Below are 18,532 nucleotides of genomic sequence, written 5' to 3'. Positions count from 1 at the left end.
TGGGGATCGTCACGCCCCCGGGTGCAGCCCCAGCCAGCCCGGCGAGGGATCGCCCTTGACCTCGCCGAAGTAGAGGGCGAAGGTCTGCTTCCAGCGCTCGACCCCAGCGCGGTCGGCCATGAAGCGGGGGAAGCCGTCGATGTTCGCGTTCGGGTACTCCCAGATCGGCTTCAGTCCCGCCGGGAGCGTGGTGTCGGTCCGTACCGACCAGCCGTTGAAGGACGCCCGCTGCTGGGCGTCGGACAGCTGCCAGTTGAGGTAGAGCTTGGCGGCCGTGGTGTTCTTGGCCTGCTTCAGGATCGCGGCGCGCTGCCCCCAGGCCATGAAGGGGTGGCCATCGGGTACGACCCACTTCACGGGGTCCGAGGAGAGCAGGGTGCCGGCCGTGGAGATGCCGATCGCCTTCTGTCCGGCGCGGACCGCGTCCCCCGGGGAGTTGCTGCCCCGGGCGAACCGCACGTCCTGCCCGGCGAGCGCGGCCACCCAGTCCCAGCCGTACCGCTGCGCGTACAGCGTGTAGAGGTAGAGGGACGCGTCGTCGTCGTGCGGGTAGGACGAGGCGATCTTCCCCTTCCACTTGGGGTCGATCAGGTCGAGCGGGCTCTTGGGAGCATCCGCACCAACCGCGGCGACGTCGTACAGGAAGCTGAAACCGACCGCCCCGATGGCGACCCAGGCGCCCTGCGGGTCCTTGAACTTGTCGTAGACCTTCGAGAACCCGGCCGCCTTGTAGTGCAGCAGCCGCCCTTCCTCCTTCCACCGCGTGAAGTCCTGCAGCGTCTGGAGCTGTACGACATCGGGCACCAGGGTGTCGGTCGCGAACTGGTTGTCCACGCGCACGTCGTGGTACTTGCTGTAGTCGACGATCAGCGTCAGGTCCATGGCGGGGAAGCGCTTCTTGAAGGCCGCCTTGGTGGCGTCCTGCTGGGTCGGCGTGTCGCCTCCGGCATAGACCACCAGCTTGCCGCCGTCCGCCAGGGCGGCCCGGTACAGCTCGTCGAGCGTCCGGCTCTCCTCGGCTCCGGAACCACTCCGCGAGGACCACCCGCCCGAGGCGGCTACGGCGGGCGTGGCCGCGGCACCGAGCACACTCATCCCGAGCGCAGCACCGGCTCCACCGGCAAGGACACGTCGCCTACTGAGAAAACTGGACACGCTGAGGGGCCTCTCTGAAGGGGGCTTGACGCCATGAGCTGCGTCGGCGGAAGCCGGGCGCCATGGTCATTCGTGATTCTTCTGCCGCCCGGGGGCCGGTCGCGTCGTCCGTACGGAGCGAAGGGTGCGCGCGAGGTTGAAGCTGGGTTCAACCGATCGGTTGAACACCGAGGTCCGGTTGCCCGTGTCTCACCAGCCGCGCCAACAGCACGTCGAGACCCGGGAGTTCCGTCACTACGGCGTCGGGCGCAGCCCCGTGACCGTGACCGTGACGAGTCGTCGTACCGCCGCCTTGGAGGGCAGGACTGCGGCCGCGGCGAGGGCATGGAGGCAGTAGGTGGCGAGTTCGTCCGGGGAGACGTCGGCGCGGATGTCGCCGGCCTGGGCGCCCTCGGCCAGGAGGTCGCGGAGGAAGCGGTGGAGGTGCTGCTCCGCGCCGACGACGTGTTCGCCCTGGTGCAGCAGCGCGCCGAGTTCCGGGCCGTGACCGTGGCGCCGTTGCTGGATGAAGGCATAGGCCTCCAGTACCGCCCTCAGGCGCTCCCCCGCGCTGCCGGAGCCGTCCCGGAGTCCGGCGAGTTCCTTGAGATGCCCGGCGATCTGCTGCTCGTGCCACGCCGTCATGATCGACTCGACGTCCGGGAAGTACTTGTACAGCGTGGCCCGGCCGATCCCGCTCTCCTGGGCGATCTTCGACATCGTCACCGAGCGCAGGCCGTGCTCGGTGACCAGCACCGCCGTGGTCTCCAGCACCGTGTCACGGACGGCGCGACGGTGCTCCTCGATGGTCTCGTTCCAGATCTTCGGCACGGCCTCAGGATACGCCCCGCCACCATCGAGACACTATGCATTGACAGCGACACAGTGTCTCGATAAAGCTGTCGGGGTGACAACAGAACGCACACTCACCGCCGAAGCACGCATCCCCACCGACCGCCCCAGCCGCTACCTCGCACAGCTCTGCAAGCACTTCGCCAACAAGGGCCGCCACCTGACCCATCGCCCGCGCACCCACACGCTCCCGGAGCTCCGGCCCGACCAGATCCAGGTCGAGTGGACCGACAGCGACGGGACGCTCCGCCTGCCGTGGGGGCAGTGCACCCTGCGGGCCCTTCCCGGCGCACTGCTGGTGCGCGTCGAGGCCGACGACCGGGAGAACCTGGAGCGGCTCGAGGATCTCGTCAGCACACACATCGGCAGGTTCAGCAGGCGCGATCCGTTGCGGGTGGAGTGGCGGCCGTCCGGGGCAGCCGTCGACGCACCCGGCGAGGCGGCGGTTCCGCCGCGCCAACAACCCCCCGGCTGAGTCGCGGGTTTTGTGGTGACGGTCGTCCTGGCGAAGGCAGCTCTCGTCGGTGGCCTCACTCCACGGCGCCACAGGAGCCGTATCGGACAGGTCGCGCCCGCCCCCGACCGACACCCACTGGACAGGCCCCGTCACGCGCGTTTCATACCCCCTGGGGGTATAGTCCTGCCAGACACACACCGGAGAGGGGCGGGTTCATGGGAGCGATCGGGCACGCGTTGTCCATTGCCGGGTCGATGACCTGGGAGGTCACCTGGGCACTGATCCTCGGGTTCACGCTCTCCGCCGTCGTGCAGGCGGTGGTGCGCCGGTCGACGGTCGTACGACTGCTCGGTGACGACCGGCCGCGCACGCTCGCCCTGTCCGCCGGGCTCGGCGCCGCCTCGTCGTCCTGTTCGTACGCGGCCGTGGCGCTCGCCCGTTCCCTGTTCCGCAAGGGCGCGAACTTCACCGCGGCCATGGCGTTCGAGATCGCCTCCACCAACCTGGTCGTCGAACTCGGCGTGATCCTGGCCCTGTTGATGGGCTGGCAGTTCACCGCCGCGGAGTTCGTCGGCGGACCTATCATGATCGTCGTCCTCGCCGTGCTGTTCCGGCTCTTCCTGCGGCAGCGTCTGCTGGACCGGGCGCAGGAGCAGGCGGAGCGCGGGCTGGCCGGCTCCATGGAGGGGCACGCGGCGATGGACATGTCGATCGGGGGCGAGGGGAGCTTCGTCCGTCGGCTGTTCTCGCGGGACGGGTTCACGTCCGTCGCGCACATCTTCGTGATGGAGTGGGCCGCGATCCTGCGCGACCTGGTGGCCGGACTGCTGATCGCGGGCGCGATCGCCGCCTGGGTGCCGGACAGCTTCTGGCACACGTTCTTCCTCGCCGACCATCCCCTCGCCGCGAAGCTGGTCGGACCGCTCGTCGGACCGCTGGTGGCCATCGCGACCTTCGTCTGCTCGATCGGCAACGTGCCCCTCGCGGTGGTGCTGTGGAAGGGCGGCATCAGCTTCGGCGGGGTGATCGCCTTCATCTACGCCGACCTGTTGATCCTGCCGATCCTGAACATCTACCGGAAGTACTACGGCGCCCGCATGGCCGGCTTCCTCCTGGTCACCTTCTTCGCGGCGATGGCCGTAGCCGGGTACATCGTCGAGTTCGCCTTCGGCGGCCTGGGGCTCGTCCCGGACCAGGCCGACGCCAAGATCCCCGACGACGGGATCACCTGGAACTACACGACCTGGCTCAACATCGCCTTCATGCTGCTTGCCGCGAGTCTGGTCGTACGGTTCCTGCGCAGCGGCGGTCCGGCCATGCTGCGGATGATGGGCGGCTCACCGAACGAGGGCGAGCAGGAACACGGGCACGAGCACCACGAGCACCACCACTAGGACCCGTCCGGCACCCGACCTGTGCGGTCGTTCACGCCATGAAGCGGCCTGGTCCGACGACGAGCCGCGACCAGACCTCCGCCTGGTCGCGGATGTAGTCGATGTCCCGTACATACAGGGCGAGATGACCCTCCTCGATGTGCCGCCGGAAGTTATCGTCACCGGCGGCGGCCGCTTCCTGCAGGAAGTCCGCGAGGGACTGCAGCCGGGGTGCGGCCATGTCCATCACCGCCTCCCGTTCCTGACGGGTGCAGCCGTACGCGTCGAGGAACTCCCGGGCACGGTACGCCTGTTGCTCGGTCGTGCCCCAGCCGTCGTGGTTGTCGGGGTGGGTGAGCGGGGCGTAGCGATAGAGGGCGTAGGCGAGGTCCCACGCGCGGGGGCCGGGCCGGGCGGCGTCGAAGTCGATGAGCCCTACGGCCCTTTCGCCGCTGAAGACGCAGTTGTACGGGGCGAAGTCACCGTGACAGATCACCTCGACCGGTGCGATTGCGTCGAACTGCCAGTCATCGCCTGGGTGTTGGGCGAGATCGGTGGTCGCGTCGTGGTAGCTGTGCAGGAGGCGGGCGGAGGTGACGAGCGCCCGGCTGCCACGAATCCCGTCGGTCAGTGGGTAGTTGCCGACGTCGCCCGCCAGGTAGGTCAGGATCATCCGGCCCTGTTCATCGACACCGCGCGCGACGGGGGCGCCTTCGAAGCCCTGCCGTTCGAGGTGGTCCAGCAGCCGCTGCACGGCGGAACTCCAGGGCATGACCGGCTTCCGTACGGTCTCCCCGACACGGAAGACCCGGGCGGTGCCACCGCCGGTCAACTCCTGCTCCTCCGCTTCCCCTTCGTCGGAGTACGGGCGAGGGGCGGCGGGCATGTGGATCTCCTTGTGTGGCGGGACGTTCTGGTCGCCGCGGTCCGGGCCCCTTCGCCGATGGGCAGCGGCGAGGGTGGATAGCCGATCAAGTACCTTACGTCGGTCGGCACTTGTTCACCCGGTCAAGGGCCACGGTGTTCCGTACGAAGGCGGCAGGCCGAAGGACACCTTCAACGGCAGCTCCAGACAAGCCGCCCCGCACAAAAGGCAGTTGCCGATCCGATACCGGTCATGAACGATCTCCGACCATGACGCCGAACCCCGCCCACCCGTCTCCCCGCCCGCTCGCCCTGATCACCGGAGCAGGGCGAACCGTCGGCATCGGCGCGGGTGTCGCACGTCGACTCGCGGCCTCCGGTTGGGACATCGCCTTCACCTACTGGACTCCCTACGACGAACGCATGGCCTGGGGCCCCGAGGCCGGCGCGGCCTCCGCCATCACCGACACCCTCACTCAACACGGCGCCGCCACCACGGCAGTCGAGGCGGACCTCGCCGACCCGGACACCCCGGCCCGCGTCTTCGACGAGGTCGAACGCGAACTGGGCGGCGTCAGGGCCCTGGTGATGTGCCACTGCGAGTCCGTCGACTCCGGCCTGCTCGACACCACCGTCGAGAGCTTCGACCGGCACTTCGCCGTCAACGCCCGCGCCACCTGGCTGCTCATCCGTGAGTACGGCCGACGGTTCGCCGCCGCACCGGGCAGCGGCCGGATCATCGCCCTCACCAGCGACCACACCGTGAACAACCTTCCCTACGGCGCCAGCAAGGGCGCCCTGGACCGCATCACCCTGGCCGCCGCGCACGAACTCGCCCACCTCGGCATCACAGCCAACGTCATCAACCCGGGGCCGGTGGACACCGGTTGGATGACCGACGAGGGACGAGCACACGTGCTTCGCCGAACACCGCTCAACCGCCTCGGCACACCACAGGACACCGCCCACCTCGTCGACTTCCTCTGCTCACCGGAAGGCCAGTGGATCAACGGCCAACTCCTCATGAGCAACGGCGGGTTCGCATAGCACCCGGGCTACCGATCATGTGAGGGCCCCGGGCGGCCTCCCTCTCGTGCACACACCCGCCTCAAGCCGTACGTGCGCACTCCTCAGCCAGCCGCAGGCTCCACGTCACGGCGTGCGGGATGTCGTCGACCGGGAACAGCGTGTGCCGTACGGTCCGTTCGGCGTCGACGATCAGGATCAGGCGTTTGTGGCGGAGGCGGCCGGCGCCTCGGAAGGTCGGAAGTCGTAGGGCAGCGCCCAGTTGGTGGTGGGCGTCGGAGAGGAGCGGGTACGGGATCTCCTCGGCACGGGCGAACTTCGCTTGCTCGTACGGGAGTTGGGTGCTGATGCCGCGTACGTCCACGCCCGCCCGGCGGAAGTCGGGCCAGGCTTCTCGGAAGAGGCGGTTCTCCAGGGTGCAGCCCGTCACTCCGGGGATCCGCTCGTCCCAGTCGACTCCCGTGCCGGGGTAGGTGAACAGCACGGTCGCGGCGGCGGCCGGCGAGACCACGGGCAGGTCGGTGCCCTGTGTGCCCGGGAGGTGGAGGTCTTCGGGCACGCGGATGCCGGCCAGGGCGTGAACGCGGGCGTGCTCGGCGCTGTCAGCGGCGGCCGTGGCGGTGAGGCTTCCATCGCCGAGCACCCAGCGGTCGCCCCAGTCCTGCATGGCGACGAGGAGCGGGAGCAGGGCGAGTCCGGCATCGGTCGGCACGTACTCGTAGCGCACCGGGCGCCGTTGGTAGAGGCTGCGGCGCAGGACGCCTTGGGCGACGAGCCGGCCCAGGCGCTCGGTGAGGACATTGCGGGACAGGCCGATCTCGGCGGCCAGCGCGTCGAAGCGGACGTGGCCGCGGGCGATCTCCCGCAGGATCAGAACGTTCCACCAGTCCCCCAGAACCACGGCGGCCCGGGCGATGCCGCAGGTCTCGTCGGCGTTGTGCTTCCTCATGCACCCATAGTAAGTTCCTTTTCAGGACTCACTTTGTTTCTAGTCGGAACTTACCGCCCGCCGTTAGCCAGGACGCGGGCCCAGCGTGAGGAGTTGCACCGTGACCGCCATCAGCCGGGTCGTCGCACGGGAGATCATCGACAGCCGGGGCAATCCGACCGTCGAGGTGGACGTGGAACTCAAGGACGGCTCGCTCGGCCGGGCCGCCGTACCGTCGGGCGCCTCCACCGGCGCCCGGGAGGCGGTCGAACTCCGCGACGGAGACCCGACCCGCTTCCACGGCAAGGGAGTTCGGCGCGCCGTCGACGCCGTCAACGAGAGCATCGCGGACGCCGTGATCGGACTCGACGCCGAGAACCAGGCCGCCGTGGACCGGTCCATGATCGAACTCGACGGTACGGACAGCAAGTCGCGGCTCGGCGCCAACGCCCTGCTCGGTGTCTCGCTGGCCACCGCCAAGGCGGCCGCGGCCGCCCACCGACTGCCGCTGTACCGCTACATCGGCGGCGTCGACGCCCGACTGCTGCCGGTGCCCATGATGAACATCGTCAACGGCGGCGCCCACGCCGACAATCCGCTCGACTTCCAGGAGTTCATGATCGCGCCCATCGGCGCGGCCACCTTCGCCGAGGCCGTCCGGATGGGCTCCGAGGTCTTCCACACCCTGCGCCGCGACCTGATCGCCGCGGGCCACAGCGCCAACGTCGGCGACGAGGGCGGCTTCGCCCCCGATCTGCGCACCGCCGACGAGGCCCTCGACTTCGTCCTCCACGCCATCGAACGCACCGGCTACAAGCCCGGCACCGACATCACCCTCGTCATGGACCCGGCCACGTCCGAGTTCTTCCACGACGGTGTCTACGACTACAGGGGCGAGGGCGTCCGCCGCACGCCCGCCCAACACGCCGACTACCTGGCCGAGTTGGTCGACCGCTACCCGATCGCGTCGATCGAGGACCCGATGGCGGAGGACGACCACGACGGCTGGCAGGCGCTCACCACCCGGCTCGGCGAGCGCTGCCAGCTGACCGGCGACGACGTGTTCTGCACCAACGAAGCGCTGTTGAGCGCCGGGATCCGGGACGGGATCGCCAACTCGATCCTGGTGAAGGTCAATCAGATCGGCACCCTCACGGAGACCCTGGCCACCGTCGCCACCGCCCACCGCGCCGGCTACACCGTCGTGATGTCCCACCGCTCCGGCGAGACCGAGGACACCACCATCGCCGACCTCGCCGTCGCCACCGGCTGCGGCCAGATCAAGACCGGTTCGCTGTCCCGCTCCGACCGCACCGCGAAGTACAACCAACTCACCCGTATCGAGGAGGAGTTGGGGGACCAGGCACGGTACGCGGGGCGCGACGCGCTGGGGCTGCGCCGCTGAACCCTCCACGTCGGCGGTCAGGTGGCGGGCTGCGCCTCGACGACGGCGAACGCCCTGGCGGGAGTCACGTCGACGCGGCGCAGCCCGGCCGCGGTCAGGAGACCTTGGTTCCCAGCAGGTCGACCGGGGCGATCACCGGCGGCGCGCTGAGCTTCGTCCGCGCCGCCTCCCCCAGTGCGGCGGCGATCCGCCCCGCCAGGTGGGCCTGGCGTCCCTGCTCGTCCTCGAAGGTGTCGAACACGCCGAAGGTGGTGGCGCTCTCGCGGAACGCGAACCACGCCACCGTGCCCTCCTCCCGCTCGGCCAGCTCCTGGGCGCCGCGCAGCATGGCCTCCACCTCGCCGGCGTACTCCGGCTTGGCCTCGATGCGTACCAACAGACCGACCTTCACTGTGACCACTCCTCGCGTTCGAACCGCCGGGCTTCCGGCGCACGACGAACGTATGGCGGCGGCCGGTGATCACATCAGCGGCAGAAACGACACGGTTGATAGCGTTTCCGCCATGCGTGTAGCGGTCGTCGTCTACGACGGAGTGTTCGACTCCGGCCTCTCGGCCGTCCTCGACGTGCTGAGCAACGCCAACGCGCTGGGCGGGCAGATCCACGAGTCCTCGCCGACCTGGAACGTGACCCTGGTCGGCCCGACTCCGCAGGTACGGACAGGCGCCGGACTCCTCGTGGCGCCCGAGCCGCTCGACGTCGCCGATGGCGCCGACCTCCTGGTCGTACCGGCACTCGGGGAGAGCGATCCTTCGGCGCTGCTCGACCACGTCGGCGGCGACGTGTCCCTGCCCGTCCGCGAGCTGATCGCCCGAACTCGCCGTCGCGGTACGCCCATTGCCTCGGCGTGCGCGGGTACCTTCCTGCTGGCCGAGGCGGGTGTGCTGGACGGGCTGCGCGCCACGACGACCTGGTGGCTGTCGCCCGCGTTCCGGAACCGGTATCCCAAGGTCCAGCTCGACCACAGCCGGATGGTGATCGGCTGCGAGGGCATCACCACCGCCGGCGCGGCCTTCGGCCATGTCGATCTCGCGCTGGCGATCGTCCGGGCCGGCAGCCCCGCGCTCGCCGACCTGGTCGCCCGCTACCTCGTGGTCGACGAACGCCCCTCGCAGGCGGCGTACACGATTCCCAGCACGCTGGCCCAGAGCGATCCCACCGTCGCGGCCTTCGAGGTCTGGACCCGCGAGCATCTGACCGGGCCCATCAGCATCCCCGAGGCGGCCAAGGCCATCGGAGTCAGCGAACGGACCCTGCAGCGGGCCGTGCGGCGCACGGTCGGGACGTCTCCCATCCGCTTCGTCCAGGACCTGCGGATCGAACGCGCGTCACACCTCCTGCGCACCACCGGCCTCTCCCTGGAGACCATCTCCAGGAAGGTCGGCTACGAGCACCCCAACACGCTGCGGGTGCTCCTCCGCGAACGCACCGGCAAGACGACGTCGGCGCTGCGCGGCACCAAGTGACGTCAGGGCGCCTCAGGTTCAGGGAATGAGCACGATCTTTCCGCGCGTGTGACGCTTCTCGAGTTCGGCGAACGCGTCGCGGACGTCGTCGAGCGGGTAGGTCGCGGCGATCGGGATCTCGATGCGGCCGGAGGCGACGAGGTCGGCCATCTCGGTGAGGACCTCGCGGGTGGAGGCGTCGGCGCTGCCCGCGCTCTTGGTGCCGAGTTCCTGGGCCTTCTGGAAGGAGATGATCGTCTCGATCCGGTCCCTGGGAATGCCCAGTTCCACGGCGAGTTGGACGTACTCGGGGGCGAAGAGGTCGATGAAGGCATCGATCCCATCGGGCGCCGCCGCGGTGAGCGCGTCGGCGAGCCGGTCGCCGTACGGGACCGGGGTCGCGCCGTGTGCGGTGAGCCACTCGGCGTTGGCGGGCGAGGCGATGCCGAGGACGTGCGCGCCGCGTACGGCGAGGAGTTGGACGACGACGGTACCCACACCGCCGGCCGCGGCCGAGACGGCGACGGTCTCGCCGGGCTTGGGGGCCACCGCTTCTACGGCGGCCCACGCGGTGCATGCGACGACGTAGAGGGCGCCGGCCACCTCCCAACTCAGCGCGTCCGGCTTGCGGATGAGCTGCGACACCGGCACGACGACGTGGGTGGCCTGGCTGGAGCGCTGCCAGGAGAAGCCGAGGACTTCATCGCCGACGCCGAAGTCGGTTACGCCCGCGCCGAGTTCGGTGACGACACCGGCGAGGTCGCTGCCCTGGCCGGACGGGAAGGTCGCGGGGAACAGCTCGTGCATCGCGCCCGAACGGATGGCCGCCTCACCGGGGTTGATGCCGGCCGCCCGGACCTCCACGAGGACTTCCCCAGCGGCGGGTCGGGGCATCGGCACCTCGGTGACATGGAGGACGTCACGGTCGCCGTACGAGTCGAAGCGCACTGCTCGCGCTTGGGTGGTGCTCATCAGGTCTCCTTCGTCAGGGGTGTTGGGCCGGGTGCAGCGGAGGCACGGAGTACGGCGAGCGCATGGGCCAGGTGACCGAGCGCCGCGTCGGGGAGTGGGGCCCCCAGCCGTGTCGCGAGTTCACGGTCGAACACGGGACCGCCCTCCGCCACCAACTCCCGCCCGGCCAGCGTCAGTTCGACGATCGAGGAGCGGCGGTCGGCGGGGTGGGGGCGGCGGGTGCAGTGGCCGAGTTTCTCCAGGCGGTCGACGGCCTGGCTCGCGCCGCCGACCGTGATCGAGAGGGCCGCGGCTATGTCGTTCACCCGGCAGGAACCCTCGCGCTCGACGACGAGCAGCACGTTCAGACCGCCCAGGGTCACCTCGCACTCCTGGCGGAGCCGGGCGTCGATCCCGTTCCACAGGTCGGTCTCGAAGCGCACCAGGTCGTCGAAGAGCTGCCGTAGGTCCACGGGCGGATCCTCCCCGCTAGATGCATTAGCTCTAATCATATTAGAGCTAATGCACTGTGGACGCATCCTTCTCGACCAGCCCGGGCTCGGGCGCGCGACCGCCCTCACTCAGACCGAACCGGTCGTGGAACCTGCGCAGGAAGCCGGGCGCGTACCAGGCCGAGCGGCCGAGCACGCGCATCGCGGCGGGGACGAGGATGCCGCGGACGGCGACGGCGTCGATGAGGATGGCCAACCCGCTGCCCAGGCCGAAGAGTTGCATGAAGCTGAGCTTGGCCGTGCCGAAGGCGAAGAAGCTCACCGCGAGCAGGCAGGCGGCCGCGGTGACGATGCGTCCCGTGTGGCCGAGGCCGTTGGTCACGGCGGACTCGTTGTCCTCGCCGAGGTCGTGGAGTTCCTTGATCCGGCTGGTGACGAAGACCTCGTAGTCCATCGAGAGGCCGAAGGCGATGCAGAACATCAGCACGGTCATCGACACGTCCATGGGCTGTGCCGTGAAGCCGAGCACGGAGGAGAGGTGGCCGTCCTGGAAGATCCAGGTCATGACACCGAGGGTCGCACCCAGGCTGACCATGTTGAGGAACAGCGCGCGCAGCGGCTGGACGACGCTTCCGGTGAAGAGGAAGAGCAGGAGGAAGGTGGTGAGGGCGACCAGGGCCACGGCGAGCGGGAGCCGGCTGCCGACGGAGTGCTTGGAGTCGACCAGGACGGCGTCAACTCCGCCTACCAGCGGGTCTGTTCCGGCGGGCGGGGTGACCGCCCGCACGTCCTTGACCAGGCTCTGGGCCTCGTCGGACTTCGGAGTCAGGGTGCTCACGACGTTGAGCTGCTGGGCGTCGGGGCGGCCGAGGGCGGTGTTGCCGGGGCCGGTCGCCGCGGGCTCTCCGTCGGCGTAGGTTCCGGTGCCGGTCTCGACGCGGACGACGCCCTTGAGGCCGGAGAGTTCGGTCGCGTACGAGGCCAGCGGGGCCCTGCTCAGGGGCTTGTCGATGACGATGTGGAGGGCGGAGTCGTCGTTGCCGTTGAACTTCTCGCGCAGGATCGAGGAGACCTGGCGGCTCGTGGCGTCCTCGGGCAGGACGCGTTCGTCCGGGGTGCCGAAGGTGATGCCGAGGAGCGGGCTCGCCGCGACCAGCAGGACCGCGAGGACGGGCAGCGCGGTGAGCGCGGGCCGCTTCATGACGGTGGCGGCGAGCCGTCCCCACAGGGGTGCGCGGGTGGCGGAACGCGTGCGGTTCGCCCAGGGCAGCCGCCCGCCGTTGACCCGGTGGCCCAGGACGACGAACAGCGCCGGCATGACGAACAGGGTGCTGACGGCGGCGATCACGACGACCCCGACACCGGCGTAACCGAACGAGCGCAGGAAGTACTGCGGGAACACCAGGAGCGCCGCGAGCGCGGCCGCCACGGTCGCGGCGGAGAACGCGACCGTACGGCCCGCCGTGCTCACCGTGCGCCGGACGGCATCGTCCACGCTTGCCCCTGAAGCGAGTTGCTCCCGGAACCGGCTCACCATCAGCAGGGCGTAGTCGATGCCAAGGCCGAGGCCGAGCGCGGTGGTCAGGTTGATCGCGAAGACGGAGACGTCGGTGACGCTGCCGAGGACGTACAGCTCCGCGAACGTGCCCGCGATGGCGATGGTGCCGATCGCCAGCGGCAGCAGGGCCGCGACCATGCTGCCGAAGACGAGCACGAGCAGGAGCAGGGTGAGCGGCACGGCGATGGACTCGGCGAGGACGAGATCCTCGCCCGACTGGGTGCCCATCTCGCTGGTCACGGCCGCGCCGCCGCCCGCCCGGACGGTGAGCGTCTTCTCGTACGGTCCGGCGTACGCGTCGATGACGCTCTTCGCGTTCTCGTCGCGCTCGGTGTCGTCGCCCTTCACATGGGCGAGCACCATGGCGTCGCGACCGTCCTTGGAGCGGAGGTCCGAACTGCCCGTGTCCCAGTACGAGATGACGTTCTCGAGGTGCTGATCCTTCTTGAGTTCGGCCACCAGGGCTCTTCCGCTCCGCTGGGCGGCCGGAGCGTCGACACGCCCCTCGGAGGCACCGACCAGCAGGACCAGATTCGTCTCCCCGCCGAATTTCCGGTCGATGGCCTGCGCGGCCCGGGAGGACTGGGAGGCCGGGTCGTCGTAGCCGCCGCCCTGCAGCTTGGCGAACGCGCCGGCGCCCAGGACACCCATGAGGGCCACCGCCAGGACGGCGACGACCAGTACCAACCGGGAGCGACGGATGGCCAGTTCGGCTATGCGTTCAAACACGCCTGTTCTCCTTAGATATCCATATGTTTGATGTCCATACGGTGAAAGAGGCGCGAAACGGCCGGAGTTGAACAACGGGGCACTCTTCGTCGCCGTGCACGACGTTAGTGAGGAGCAAGAAGATTTGGCAGTGTTAGATTTTCCTCACACTTTGCGACGTCGGGGCGCACGAGAGGAGTTGGCGTCGTACGGTCGCCGCATGGCCGTCGACGCACGCACCACCGCACCGCCCTCGCTGCGCGAACGGCGCCGGGCCGCCGCAACCCAGGAGATCGTGGACGCGGCCGAGCGCCACCTCACCGAACACGGGCCGGCCGCCCTGTCGTTGCGCGCGGTCGCCCGCAGCCTCGGCATGACCGTGCAGGCGCTCTACCACTACTTCCCGAGCCGGGACGCCCTCGTCACCGCCCTCGTCACCAAGGCGTACGACGACCTGGCCGACGCCGTGCAGGCCGCCGTCGACGCTCCCGACGACCCGGATCTGCCCCGCCTGGTGGTCGCGGCCGAGGGCTACCGGCGCTGGGGCATCGCGAACCCCGAGCGCTTCCAACTCCTCTACGGCACACCGCTGCGGGACTACGCGGCCCCCACCGACGGACCGACCACCCAGGCGACGCGCCGGATGAGCGCGATCTTCGAGCGCGAGATGTTCGAGGGGTTCACCACGGAGCAGCTCGCGGCGACCGACAGCTGCGCGCTCTCACCCGAACTCCGGTCGTACTTCGAGCAGTTGCCGCATTACGGCCAAGGTCATCTGCCCGCGGCCGCGACCGCGCTGCTGATGAGCGCCTGGGGACATCTGCATGGTCTCGTCGCCCTGGAGGTGTTCGGACACACCGATTTCCTCGGCGGGCACCAGGCGGAGCTCTTCCGCATGGCGATGCGGAACCTGCTGGCGGACATCCACCGCCGGATCACGTGACACGCTCCGCCCGGACGCCGTAGCTTGCCGAGGTGGATCTCTTCTCACGCTCCTGGACGGCGCTGCTCGCGGCGGTGGCCGACCTCTCGGACGAGGACTTCGCTCGGCCGTCGGGCTGTGCCGGATGGCTGGTGCGGGACCTGGTCTGTCATCTGGTCATCGACGCCCAGGACGTTCTGATCACCCTCGTGACCCCCGCCGACACACCACCGACGCGCGACGCGGTGACCTACTGGACCGTCACCCGGACTCCGCCCACCGGCGACGACCCGCTCGACGCGCTGATCGTGCGCCTGGCCGCCGCGTACGAGGAGCCCTGGCTGCTCAAGTTCCATCTGGACGACGTCGGTTCGGCAGCGGGCCGCGCGGCCGGGCTCGCAGACCCGGACCTCCGGGTGAGCACGCAGGACGAGGTCCTCACTGCGGGCGACTACCTCTCCGCGTACGTCCTGGAGTGGACCCTGCACCACCTCGACCTGGTCGCGCACCTCCCGGACGCGGCAAGGCCGTCGGCTGAAGTGCTCGCCGAGGCACGGGAGTTGCTGGAGAGGATCGCGGGGGCCGCGTTCCCGTCATCGTTCTCCGATACGACTGCGCTGCTCGTGGGCACCGGTCGGCGCGCGCCGACCGACGAGGAGAAGGCTCAACTGGGCCCGCTGGAAGCCAAGTTGCCACTCGTCCTGGGATAGTCCCGCGCCTCTCGGCAACTCGGTCCGAGGTCGACCGAGTTGCCGAGGAGACGGCGAGCGGCCGTGCCCCTCAGATCGCGGCAGCCGCCGCGCGGCCCGCCTGGCGGCCGGAGAACAGGCAGCCGCCGAGGAACGTGCCCTCCATCGAGCGGTAGCCGTGGACTCCCCCGCCGCCGAAGCCGGAGACCTCACCGGCCGCGTACAGACCGGGTATTGGCGTACCGGTGGCGTCCAGGACGCGGCCCGAGAGGTCGGTCTGGAGGCCGCCGAGGGTCTTGCGGGTGAGGATGTTGAGGCGGACGGCGATCAGGGGTCCGGCGCTCGGGTCGAGGATCTTGTGGATCGCGGCCGTGCGGCTGAGGGAATCCCCGGTGTAGGAAAGGGCGTTGCGGATGCCCATCACCTGGGCGTCCTTCGAGTACGGGTTGTCGATCTCCCGGTCCCGGGCCTCGATCTGCCGTTGGAGGTCGGCGAGCTTGATGAGGCCGTCGCCGGTCAACTTGTTCATTCCCAGGACGAGTTCGGAGAGGGTGGTGGCGGTGATGAAGTCGACGCCGTTCTTCCTGAACTTCTCGATCGGCTCCGGCGTCTGCCAGATGCGCGAGAGCAGCTGCAGGATGTCCTTGTTGGTGAGGTCCGGGTTCTGCTCCGAGCCGGAGAGCGCGAACTCCTTCGCGATGATCTTGCTCGTGGTGACGAACCACGAGTAGTCGTACCCGCTGGCGGTGATCGAACCCAGCGTGTGGAGGGTGTCGTAGCCCGGCATGTCGGGGGCGGAGAACCGCTTGCCGGTGGCGTCGAACCACATCGACGACGGTCCCGGGAGGATGCGGATGCCGTGGTTGGGCCAGATCGGGTCGTAGTTCCGGAGGCCCTCGGTGTAGTGCCACATCCGGTCGGGGTTGACGATACGGCCGCCCGCCGACGCGGTGATCCCGAGCATCCGGCCGTCCACGTACGCGGGCACACCGGTGATCATGGTCTTGGGCGCGTTGCCCAGCCGCGCGGGCCAGTTCTGGCGTACGAGATCGTGGTTGGCGCCGATGCCGCCCGACGTCACGATCACCACAGGGGCCTTGAGCTCGAAGTCGCCCACCACGGTGCGGGAGGTGGCCTTGCCACGCTGGGCGGTGCTGGGTTCGAGGATCGCGCCGCGCACGCCGGTCACGGCACCGTTGGTCCGGACGATCTCGTCGACGCGGTGGCGGAACTTGAAGGTCACCTTGCCGCTGGCGACACCGGCGCGCACCTGCTTCTCGAACGGCTCGACCACGGCCGGTCCGGTGCCCCAGGTGACGTGGAAGCGGGGCACCGAGTTGCCGTGTCCGTCGGCGAGACCGCCGCCGCGCTCGGCCCAGCCGACGATCGGGAACCAGCGGATGCCGAGGCCGTAGAGCCAGGACCGCTTCTCGCCCGCCGCGAAGTCCACATACGCCTCGGCCCACTTGTGGGCCCAGTAGTCCTGGCCGGTCGGGTCGTCGATGCCGCGGTCGAAGCCGGCCGTGCCCAACCAGTCCTGCCACGCGAGCTCTTGGGAGTCCTTGATGCCCATGAGCCGCTGCTCGTCGGAGTCGATCAGGAACAGTCCGCCGAAGGACCAGAACGCCTGGCCGCCGAGGTTGGACTCGGGTTCCTGGTCCAGGAGCAGCACTTTCTTTCCTGCGGCGACCAGTTCGGCGGTGGCGACGAGTCCGGCGAGGCCGTGTCCGACGACGATGGCGTCGGCGGACGAGGTGTCGGCCGCGAACGCCGGTACCGCGTGCGCCGCGAGGGCGGCGCCGGCGGCGACACCGCCGGCCACCGTCAGGGCTCTTCGTCGGCTGATCGTGGTGGGGGCCGAGTTCTCCATGGGGTGCCTTCCGGGTCAGGTACGGGAGGTGCGGGAGATGTGTCCGACACATGGAAAGTGCCGCGACACCACAGTTGTTACCGCCGGTAGCACCTACGGAAACCAAGCTGTGTCGGCCGTGTTGCACGAGTGGGGTTCAGGACGCGTCGATCAGGGTTCAGGCCAGGGCGAGCGGGCCGTCGCGGTCGATGAAGCGGCCCGATCCGGCGTCCGGTTCCTCGGTGGCGAGGCGGACGATCGCGTCGGTTCCCTCGGTGACGGTCTGCGGTCCGCTGTGGCCGTTGAGGTCGGTCGCCGTGTAACCGGGATCGGCGGCATTGACGCGAACTCCCTTGAGTCCCTTGGCGTATTGGGTGGTCAGCATGGTGAGGGCCGCCTTGGACGCGGTGTAGAGCGGCGCGACGACGGAGGACTCGATCCGTGACGGGTCGTGGGTGATGGCGAGCGAGCCCATGCCACTGCTGACGTTGATGATCACCGGGTCGGGTGAGCGGCGCAGCAGCGGAAGGAACGCGGTGATCGTCCGGACCACCCCGAAGACGTTGACGTCGAAGACGCCGAGCGCGTCCGCGCCGGTCAGGTCGGCGGGGTCGCCGTGCGGGCCGTGCACACCGGCGTTGTTGATCAGGACGTCGAGAACGCCTTCGTGTGCGGCGACGTCGGCAGCCGCCGCGGTGACGGAGGCGTCGTCGGTGACGTCGATACGGACGAACCGCGCACCGAGCGCGGCGGCGGCCTCGGCGCCCCGTTCCTCGTCGCGGGCTCCGACGATCACGGTGTGGCCGAGGGCGAGGAGGCGGCGGGCGGTCTCGTGGCCGAGGCCCTTGTTGGCTCCGGTGATGAACGTGGTGGTCATGCGTCGATCGTGCCCACGGCGCGGGTGCGCTGCCAGGGACGCCTCGACCGTAGGAACGTCATTACCAGGATCGTTAGGTGGAGGAGGACGGAGGAGAATGGAAGACATGGCGACGAACAATGGGCTGGGACCGGGATCAGGACTGGGACCGGGATCAGGAGTGGAGCTGGGATCAGGAGTGGGGCTGGGCGCCACGATCCGTGCCTGGCGGGAGCGGTTGTCCCCGTCGGCCGTGGGGCTGCCGTCCGGTCGGCCTCGGCGGGCGGCCGGTCTGCGCCGTGAGGAACTCGCCGAGCGCGCCGGGGTGTCGGTGGACTATGTGGTGCGACTGGAGCAAGGGCGGTCCACGGCGCCCTCGGCCCAGGTCGTCGCCTCGCTCGCGCGTGCCCTCCAACTGACCGCCGTGGAACGGGAACACCTCTACCGCATGGCCGGGTTGGTCCCGCCGAACGACGAGCCGATCCCCGATCACCTGCCGTCGGGCGTGCACCGGGTGCTGAACCGGCTCGGGGATGTCGCCGTCGCCGTGTTCGCCGCCGACTGGCAGCTGCTCTGGTGGAACGCCGGGTGGGCGGCACTGCTCGGCGACCCGTCGAACAAGCCGCCTGAGGAGCGAAACTTCGCGCGTGAACGGTTTCCGATCGGCTCCGGCGACGACATACGTGACGTACGTATTGCCTCGTGGCCGGTGCTGGTGCGGAACGGGGATGCCTCGGATCTCGCGATCGTGTCCGACCTGCGCCGCGCCACCGGTCGCTTCCCGCGCGACGTCCGACTGGCCGAGCTGATCCGTCAACTCACCGCGGGCAACGCGACGTTCGCGCGGTTGTGGGCGAGCGGCACGGTGGGCGCACACCGCGAGGACCGCAAGACGGTCGAGCATCCCGAGGTCGGGCCCGTGGACGTGGACTGCGATGTCCTGACGGACGGCGACTCCGACCTGAAGATCGTCATCCTGACCGCGGCGCCCGGGAGTTCGGACGAGGCGAGGCTGCGACGGACGATGACCGGTGTCGGCGTGGGCGCGTCCAGCCCCTGAGCG

At 69.6% G+C, this 18,532-nt stretch carries 18 protein-coding genes; 8 read left to right on the top strand and 10 right to left on the bottom strand.

All coding sequences use genetic code 11. The features are described from left to right. Positions 1–9: 9 nt before the first annotated feature. Together R2B38_RS41765 and R2B38_RS41760 are read right to left on the bottom strand one after the other, a co-directional pair. A complete protein-coding gene (locus R2B38_RS41765; RefSeq protein ID WP_411978538.1) occupies positions 10–1,095 on the bottom strand; it encodes an ABC transporter substrate-binding protein in 1,086 nt (361 codons plus the stop codon). Between the two features lie 294 nt (positions 1,096–1,389). Then, complete coding sequence (locus tag R2B38_RS41760; RefSeq protein WP_318021007.1) at positions 1,390–1,965, bottom strand: TetR/AcrR family transcriptional regulator; 576 nt, start codon at positions 1,963–1,965, stop codon at positions 1,390–1,392. A gap of 76 nt (positions 1,966–2,041) precedes the next feature. Here R2B38_RS41760 and R2B38_RS41755 point away from each other — a divergent pair, with 76 nt between their 5' ends. Both R2B38_RS41755 and R2B38_RS41750 read left to right on the top strand, forming a co-directional pair. After that, on the top strand, positions 2,042–2,461 hold the full coding sequence (locus R2B38_RS41755; RefSeq protein ID WP_318021006.1) for a DUF2218 domain-containing protein: 420 nt from the start codon (positions 2,042–2,044) through the stop codon (positions 2,459–2,461). A 197-nt stretch (positions 2,462–2,658) separates the two neighbouring features. Further along, entirely contained in the window at positions 2,659–3,837 is a 1,179-nt protein-coding gene (locus R2B38_RS41750) for a permease (RefSeq protein ID WP_318021005.1), read from the top strand. A 31-nt stretch (positions 3,838–3,868) separates the two neighbouring features. Here R2B38_RS41750 and R2B38_RS41745 read toward each other — a convergent pair whose 3' ends face one another. Continuing rightward, positions 3,869–4,702: a phosphotransferase gene (locus R2B38_RS41745; protein WP_318021004.1), complete on the bottom strand. Its 834-nt coding sequence runs from the start codon at positions 4,700–4,702 to the stop codon at positions 3,869–3,871. 248 nt (positions 4,703–4,950) lie between these two features. Between R2B38_RS41745 and R2B38_RS41740 the strand changes: the two genes are divergently transcribed. Next, positions 4,951–5,727: an SDR family oxidoreductase gene (locus R2B38_RS41740; protein ID WP_318021003.1), complete on the top strand. Its 777-nt coding sequence runs from the start codon at positions 4,951–4,953 to the stop codon at positions 5,725–5,727. Positions 5,728–5,788: 61 nt separating this feature from the next. Here R2B38_RS41740 and R2B38_RS41735 read toward each other — a convergent pair whose 3' ends face one another. Next, a complete protein-coding gene (locus tag R2B38_RS41735; RefSeq protein WP_318021002.1) occupies positions 5,789–6,655 on the bottom strand; it encodes a winged helix-turn-helix transcriptional regulator in 867 nt (288 codons plus the stop codon). 100 nt (positions 6,656–6,755) lie between these two features. Here R2B38_RS41735 and eno point away from each other — a divergent pair, with 100 nt between their 5' ends. Further along, complete coding sequence (gene eno, locus R2B38_RS41730) at positions 6,756–8,039, top strand: phosphopyruvate hydratase (RefSeq protein ID WP_318021001.1); 1,284 nt, start codon at positions 6,756–6,758, stop codon at positions 8,037–8,039. 94 nt (positions 8,040–8,133) lie between these two features. Here the strand turns inward: eno and R2B38_RS41725 are convergent, their stop codons facing one another. Continuing rightward, positions 8,134–8,430, bottom strand: coding sequence for an antibiotic biosynthesis monooxygenase (locus R2B38_RS41725; RefSeq protein WP_318021000.1), 297 nt, complete (start codon positions 8,428–8,430; stop codon positions 8,134–8,136). A 112-nt stretch (positions 8,431–8,542) separates the two neighbouring features. Between R2B38_RS41725 and R2B38_RS41720 the strand changes: the two genes are divergently transcribed. Further along, positions 8,543–9,505: a GlxA family transcriptional regulator gene (locus tag R2B38_RS41720; protein WP_318020999.1), complete on the top strand. Its 963-nt coding sequence runs from the start codon at positions 8,543–8,545 to the stop codon at positions 9,503–9,505. A gap of 18 nt (positions 9,506–9,523) precedes the next feature. Here R2B38_RS41720 and R2B38_RS41715 read toward each other — a convergent pair whose 3' ends face one another. From R2B38_RS41715 to R2B38_RS41705, 3 genes are read right to left on the bottom strand one after another with little or no spacing between them, the layout of a single operon-like run. Beyond that, positions 9,524–10,456 carry an NADP-dependent oxidoreductase gene (locus tag R2B38_RS41715; RefSeq protein ID WP_318020998.1) on the bottom strand — a complete coding sequence of 311 codons (933 nt, stop codon included), beginning with the start codon at positions 10,454–10,456 and terminating at the stop codon, positions 9,524–9,526. Continuing rightward, positions 10,456–10,908 carry a MarR family winged helix-turn-helix transcriptional regulator gene (locus R2B38_RS41710; RefSeq protein WP_318020997.1) on the bottom strand — a complete coding sequence of 151 codons (453 nt, stop codon included), beginning with the start codon at positions 10,906–10,908 and terminating at the stop codon, positions 10,456–10,458. The genes R2B38_RS41715 and R2B38_RS41710 overlap by 1 nt, the downstream gene beginning before the upstream one ends. Before the next feature lie 46 nt (positions 10,909–10,954). Further along, the gene (locus R2B38_RS41705; RefSeq protein ID WP_318020996.1) at positions 10,955–13,174 is read right to left on the bottom strand and encodes an MMPL family transporter; all 2,220 of its coding nucleotides are present in this window, start codon (positions 13,172–13,174) and stop codon (positions 10,955–10,957) included. Between the two features lie 199 nt (positions 13,175–13,373). On the opposite strand from R2B38_RS41705, the gene R2B38_RS41700 reads away from it, so the two are divergent. Both R2B38_RS41700 and R2B38_RS41695 read left to right on the top strand, forming a co-directional pair. Beyond that, the gene (locus tag R2B38_RS41700) at positions 13,374–14,096 is read left to right on the top strand and encodes a TetR/AcrR family transcriptional regulator (protein ID WP_318020995.1); all 723 of its coding nucleotides are present in this window, start codon (positions 13,374–13,376) and stop codon (positions 14,094–14,096) included. 32 nt (positions 14,097–14,128) lie between these two features. Further along, positions 14,129–14,785 carry a maleylpyruvate isomerase N-terminal domain-containing protein gene (locus R2B38_RS41695; protein WP_318020994.1) on the top strand — a complete coding sequence of 219 codons (657 nt, stop codon included), beginning with the start codon at positions 14,129–14,131 and terminating at the stop codon, positions 14,783–14,785. Positions 14,786–14,855: 70 nt separating this feature from the next. Here R2B38_RS41695 and R2B38_RS41690 read toward each other — a convergent pair whose 3' ends face one another. Beyond that, a complete protein-coding gene (locus R2B38_RS41690) occupies positions 14,856–16,634 on the bottom strand; it encodes an FAD-binding dehydrogenase (protein WP_318020993.1) in 1,779 nt (592 codons plus the stop codon). Between the two features lie 157 nt (positions 16,635–16,791). Continuing rightward, positions 16,792–17,490, bottom strand: coding sequence for an SDR family NAD(P)-dependent oxidoreductase (locus R2B38_RS41685; RefSeq protein WP_318020992.1), 699 nt, complete (start codon positions 17,488–17,490; stop codon positions 16,792–16,794). Positions 17,491–17,596: 106 nt separating this feature from the next. Here R2B38_RS41685 and R2B38_RS41680 point away from each other — a divergent pair, with 106 nt between their 5' ends. Then, positions 17,597–18,529, top strand: a complete 933-nt coding sequence (locus tag R2B38_RS41680) for a helix-turn-helix transcriptional regulator (protein ID WP_318020991.1) — start codon at positions 17,597–17,599, stop codon at positions 18,527–18,529. Positions 18,530–18,532: the final 3 nt, after the last annotated feature.

This window comes from Streptomyces sp. N50 (assembly GCF_033335955.1).
Lineage (GTDB): Bacteria > Actinomycetota > Actinomycetes > Streptomycetales > Streptomycetaceae > Streptomyces.
This window is presented reverse-complemented; position numbering and strand designations above follow the sequence as displayed.

Excerpts from the sequence above, each read along its gene's own strand:
- R2B38_RS41765 (WP_411978538.1), bottom strand. The coding sequence starts at position 1,095 with ATGAGTGTGCTCGGTGCCGCGGCCACGCCCGCCGTAGCCGCCTCGGGC.
- R2B38_RS41750 (WP_318021005.1), top strand. The coding sequence starts at position 2,659 with ATGGGAGCGATCGGGCACGCGTTGTCCATTGCCGGGTCGATGACCTGG.
- R2B38_RS41745 (WP_318021004.1), bottom strand. The coding sequence starts at position 4,702 with ATGCCCGCCGCCCCTCGCCCGTACTCCGACGAAGGGGAAGCGGAGGAG.
- R2B38_RS41740 (WP_318021003.1), top strand. The coding sequence starts at position 4,951 with ATGACGCCGAACCCCGCCCACCCGTCTCCCCGCCCGCTCGCCCTGATC.
- R2B38_RS41735 (WP_318021002.1), bottom strand. The coding sequence starts at position 6,655 with ATGAGGAAGCACAACGCCGACGAGACCTGCGGCATCGCCCGGGCCGCC.
- R2B38_RS41720 (WP_318020999.1), top strand. The coding sequence starts at position 8,543 with ATGCGTGTAGCGGTCGTCGTCTACGACGGAGTGTTCGACTCCGGCCTC.
- R2B38_RS41715 (WP_318020998.1), bottom strand. The coding sequence starts at position 10,456 with ATGAGCACCACCCAAGCGCGAGCAGTGCGCTTCGACTCGTACGGCGAC.
- R2B38_RS41700 (WP_318020995.1), top strand. The coding sequence starts at position 13,374 with ATGGCCGTCGACGCACGCACCACCGCACCGCCCTCGCTGCGCGAACGG.
- R2B38_RS41690 (WP_318020993.1), bottom strand. The coding sequence starts at position 16,634 with ATGGAGAACTCGGCCCCCACCACGATCAGCCGACGAAGAGCCCTGACG.
- R2B38_RS41685 (WP_318020992.1), bottom strand. The coding sequence starts at position 17,490 with ATGACCACCACGTTCATCACCGGAGCCAACAAGGGCCTCGGCCACGAG.
- R2B38_RS41680 (WP_318020991.1), top strand. The coding sequence starts at position 17,597 with ATGGCGACGAACAATGGGCTGGGACCGGGATCAGGACTGGGACCGGGA.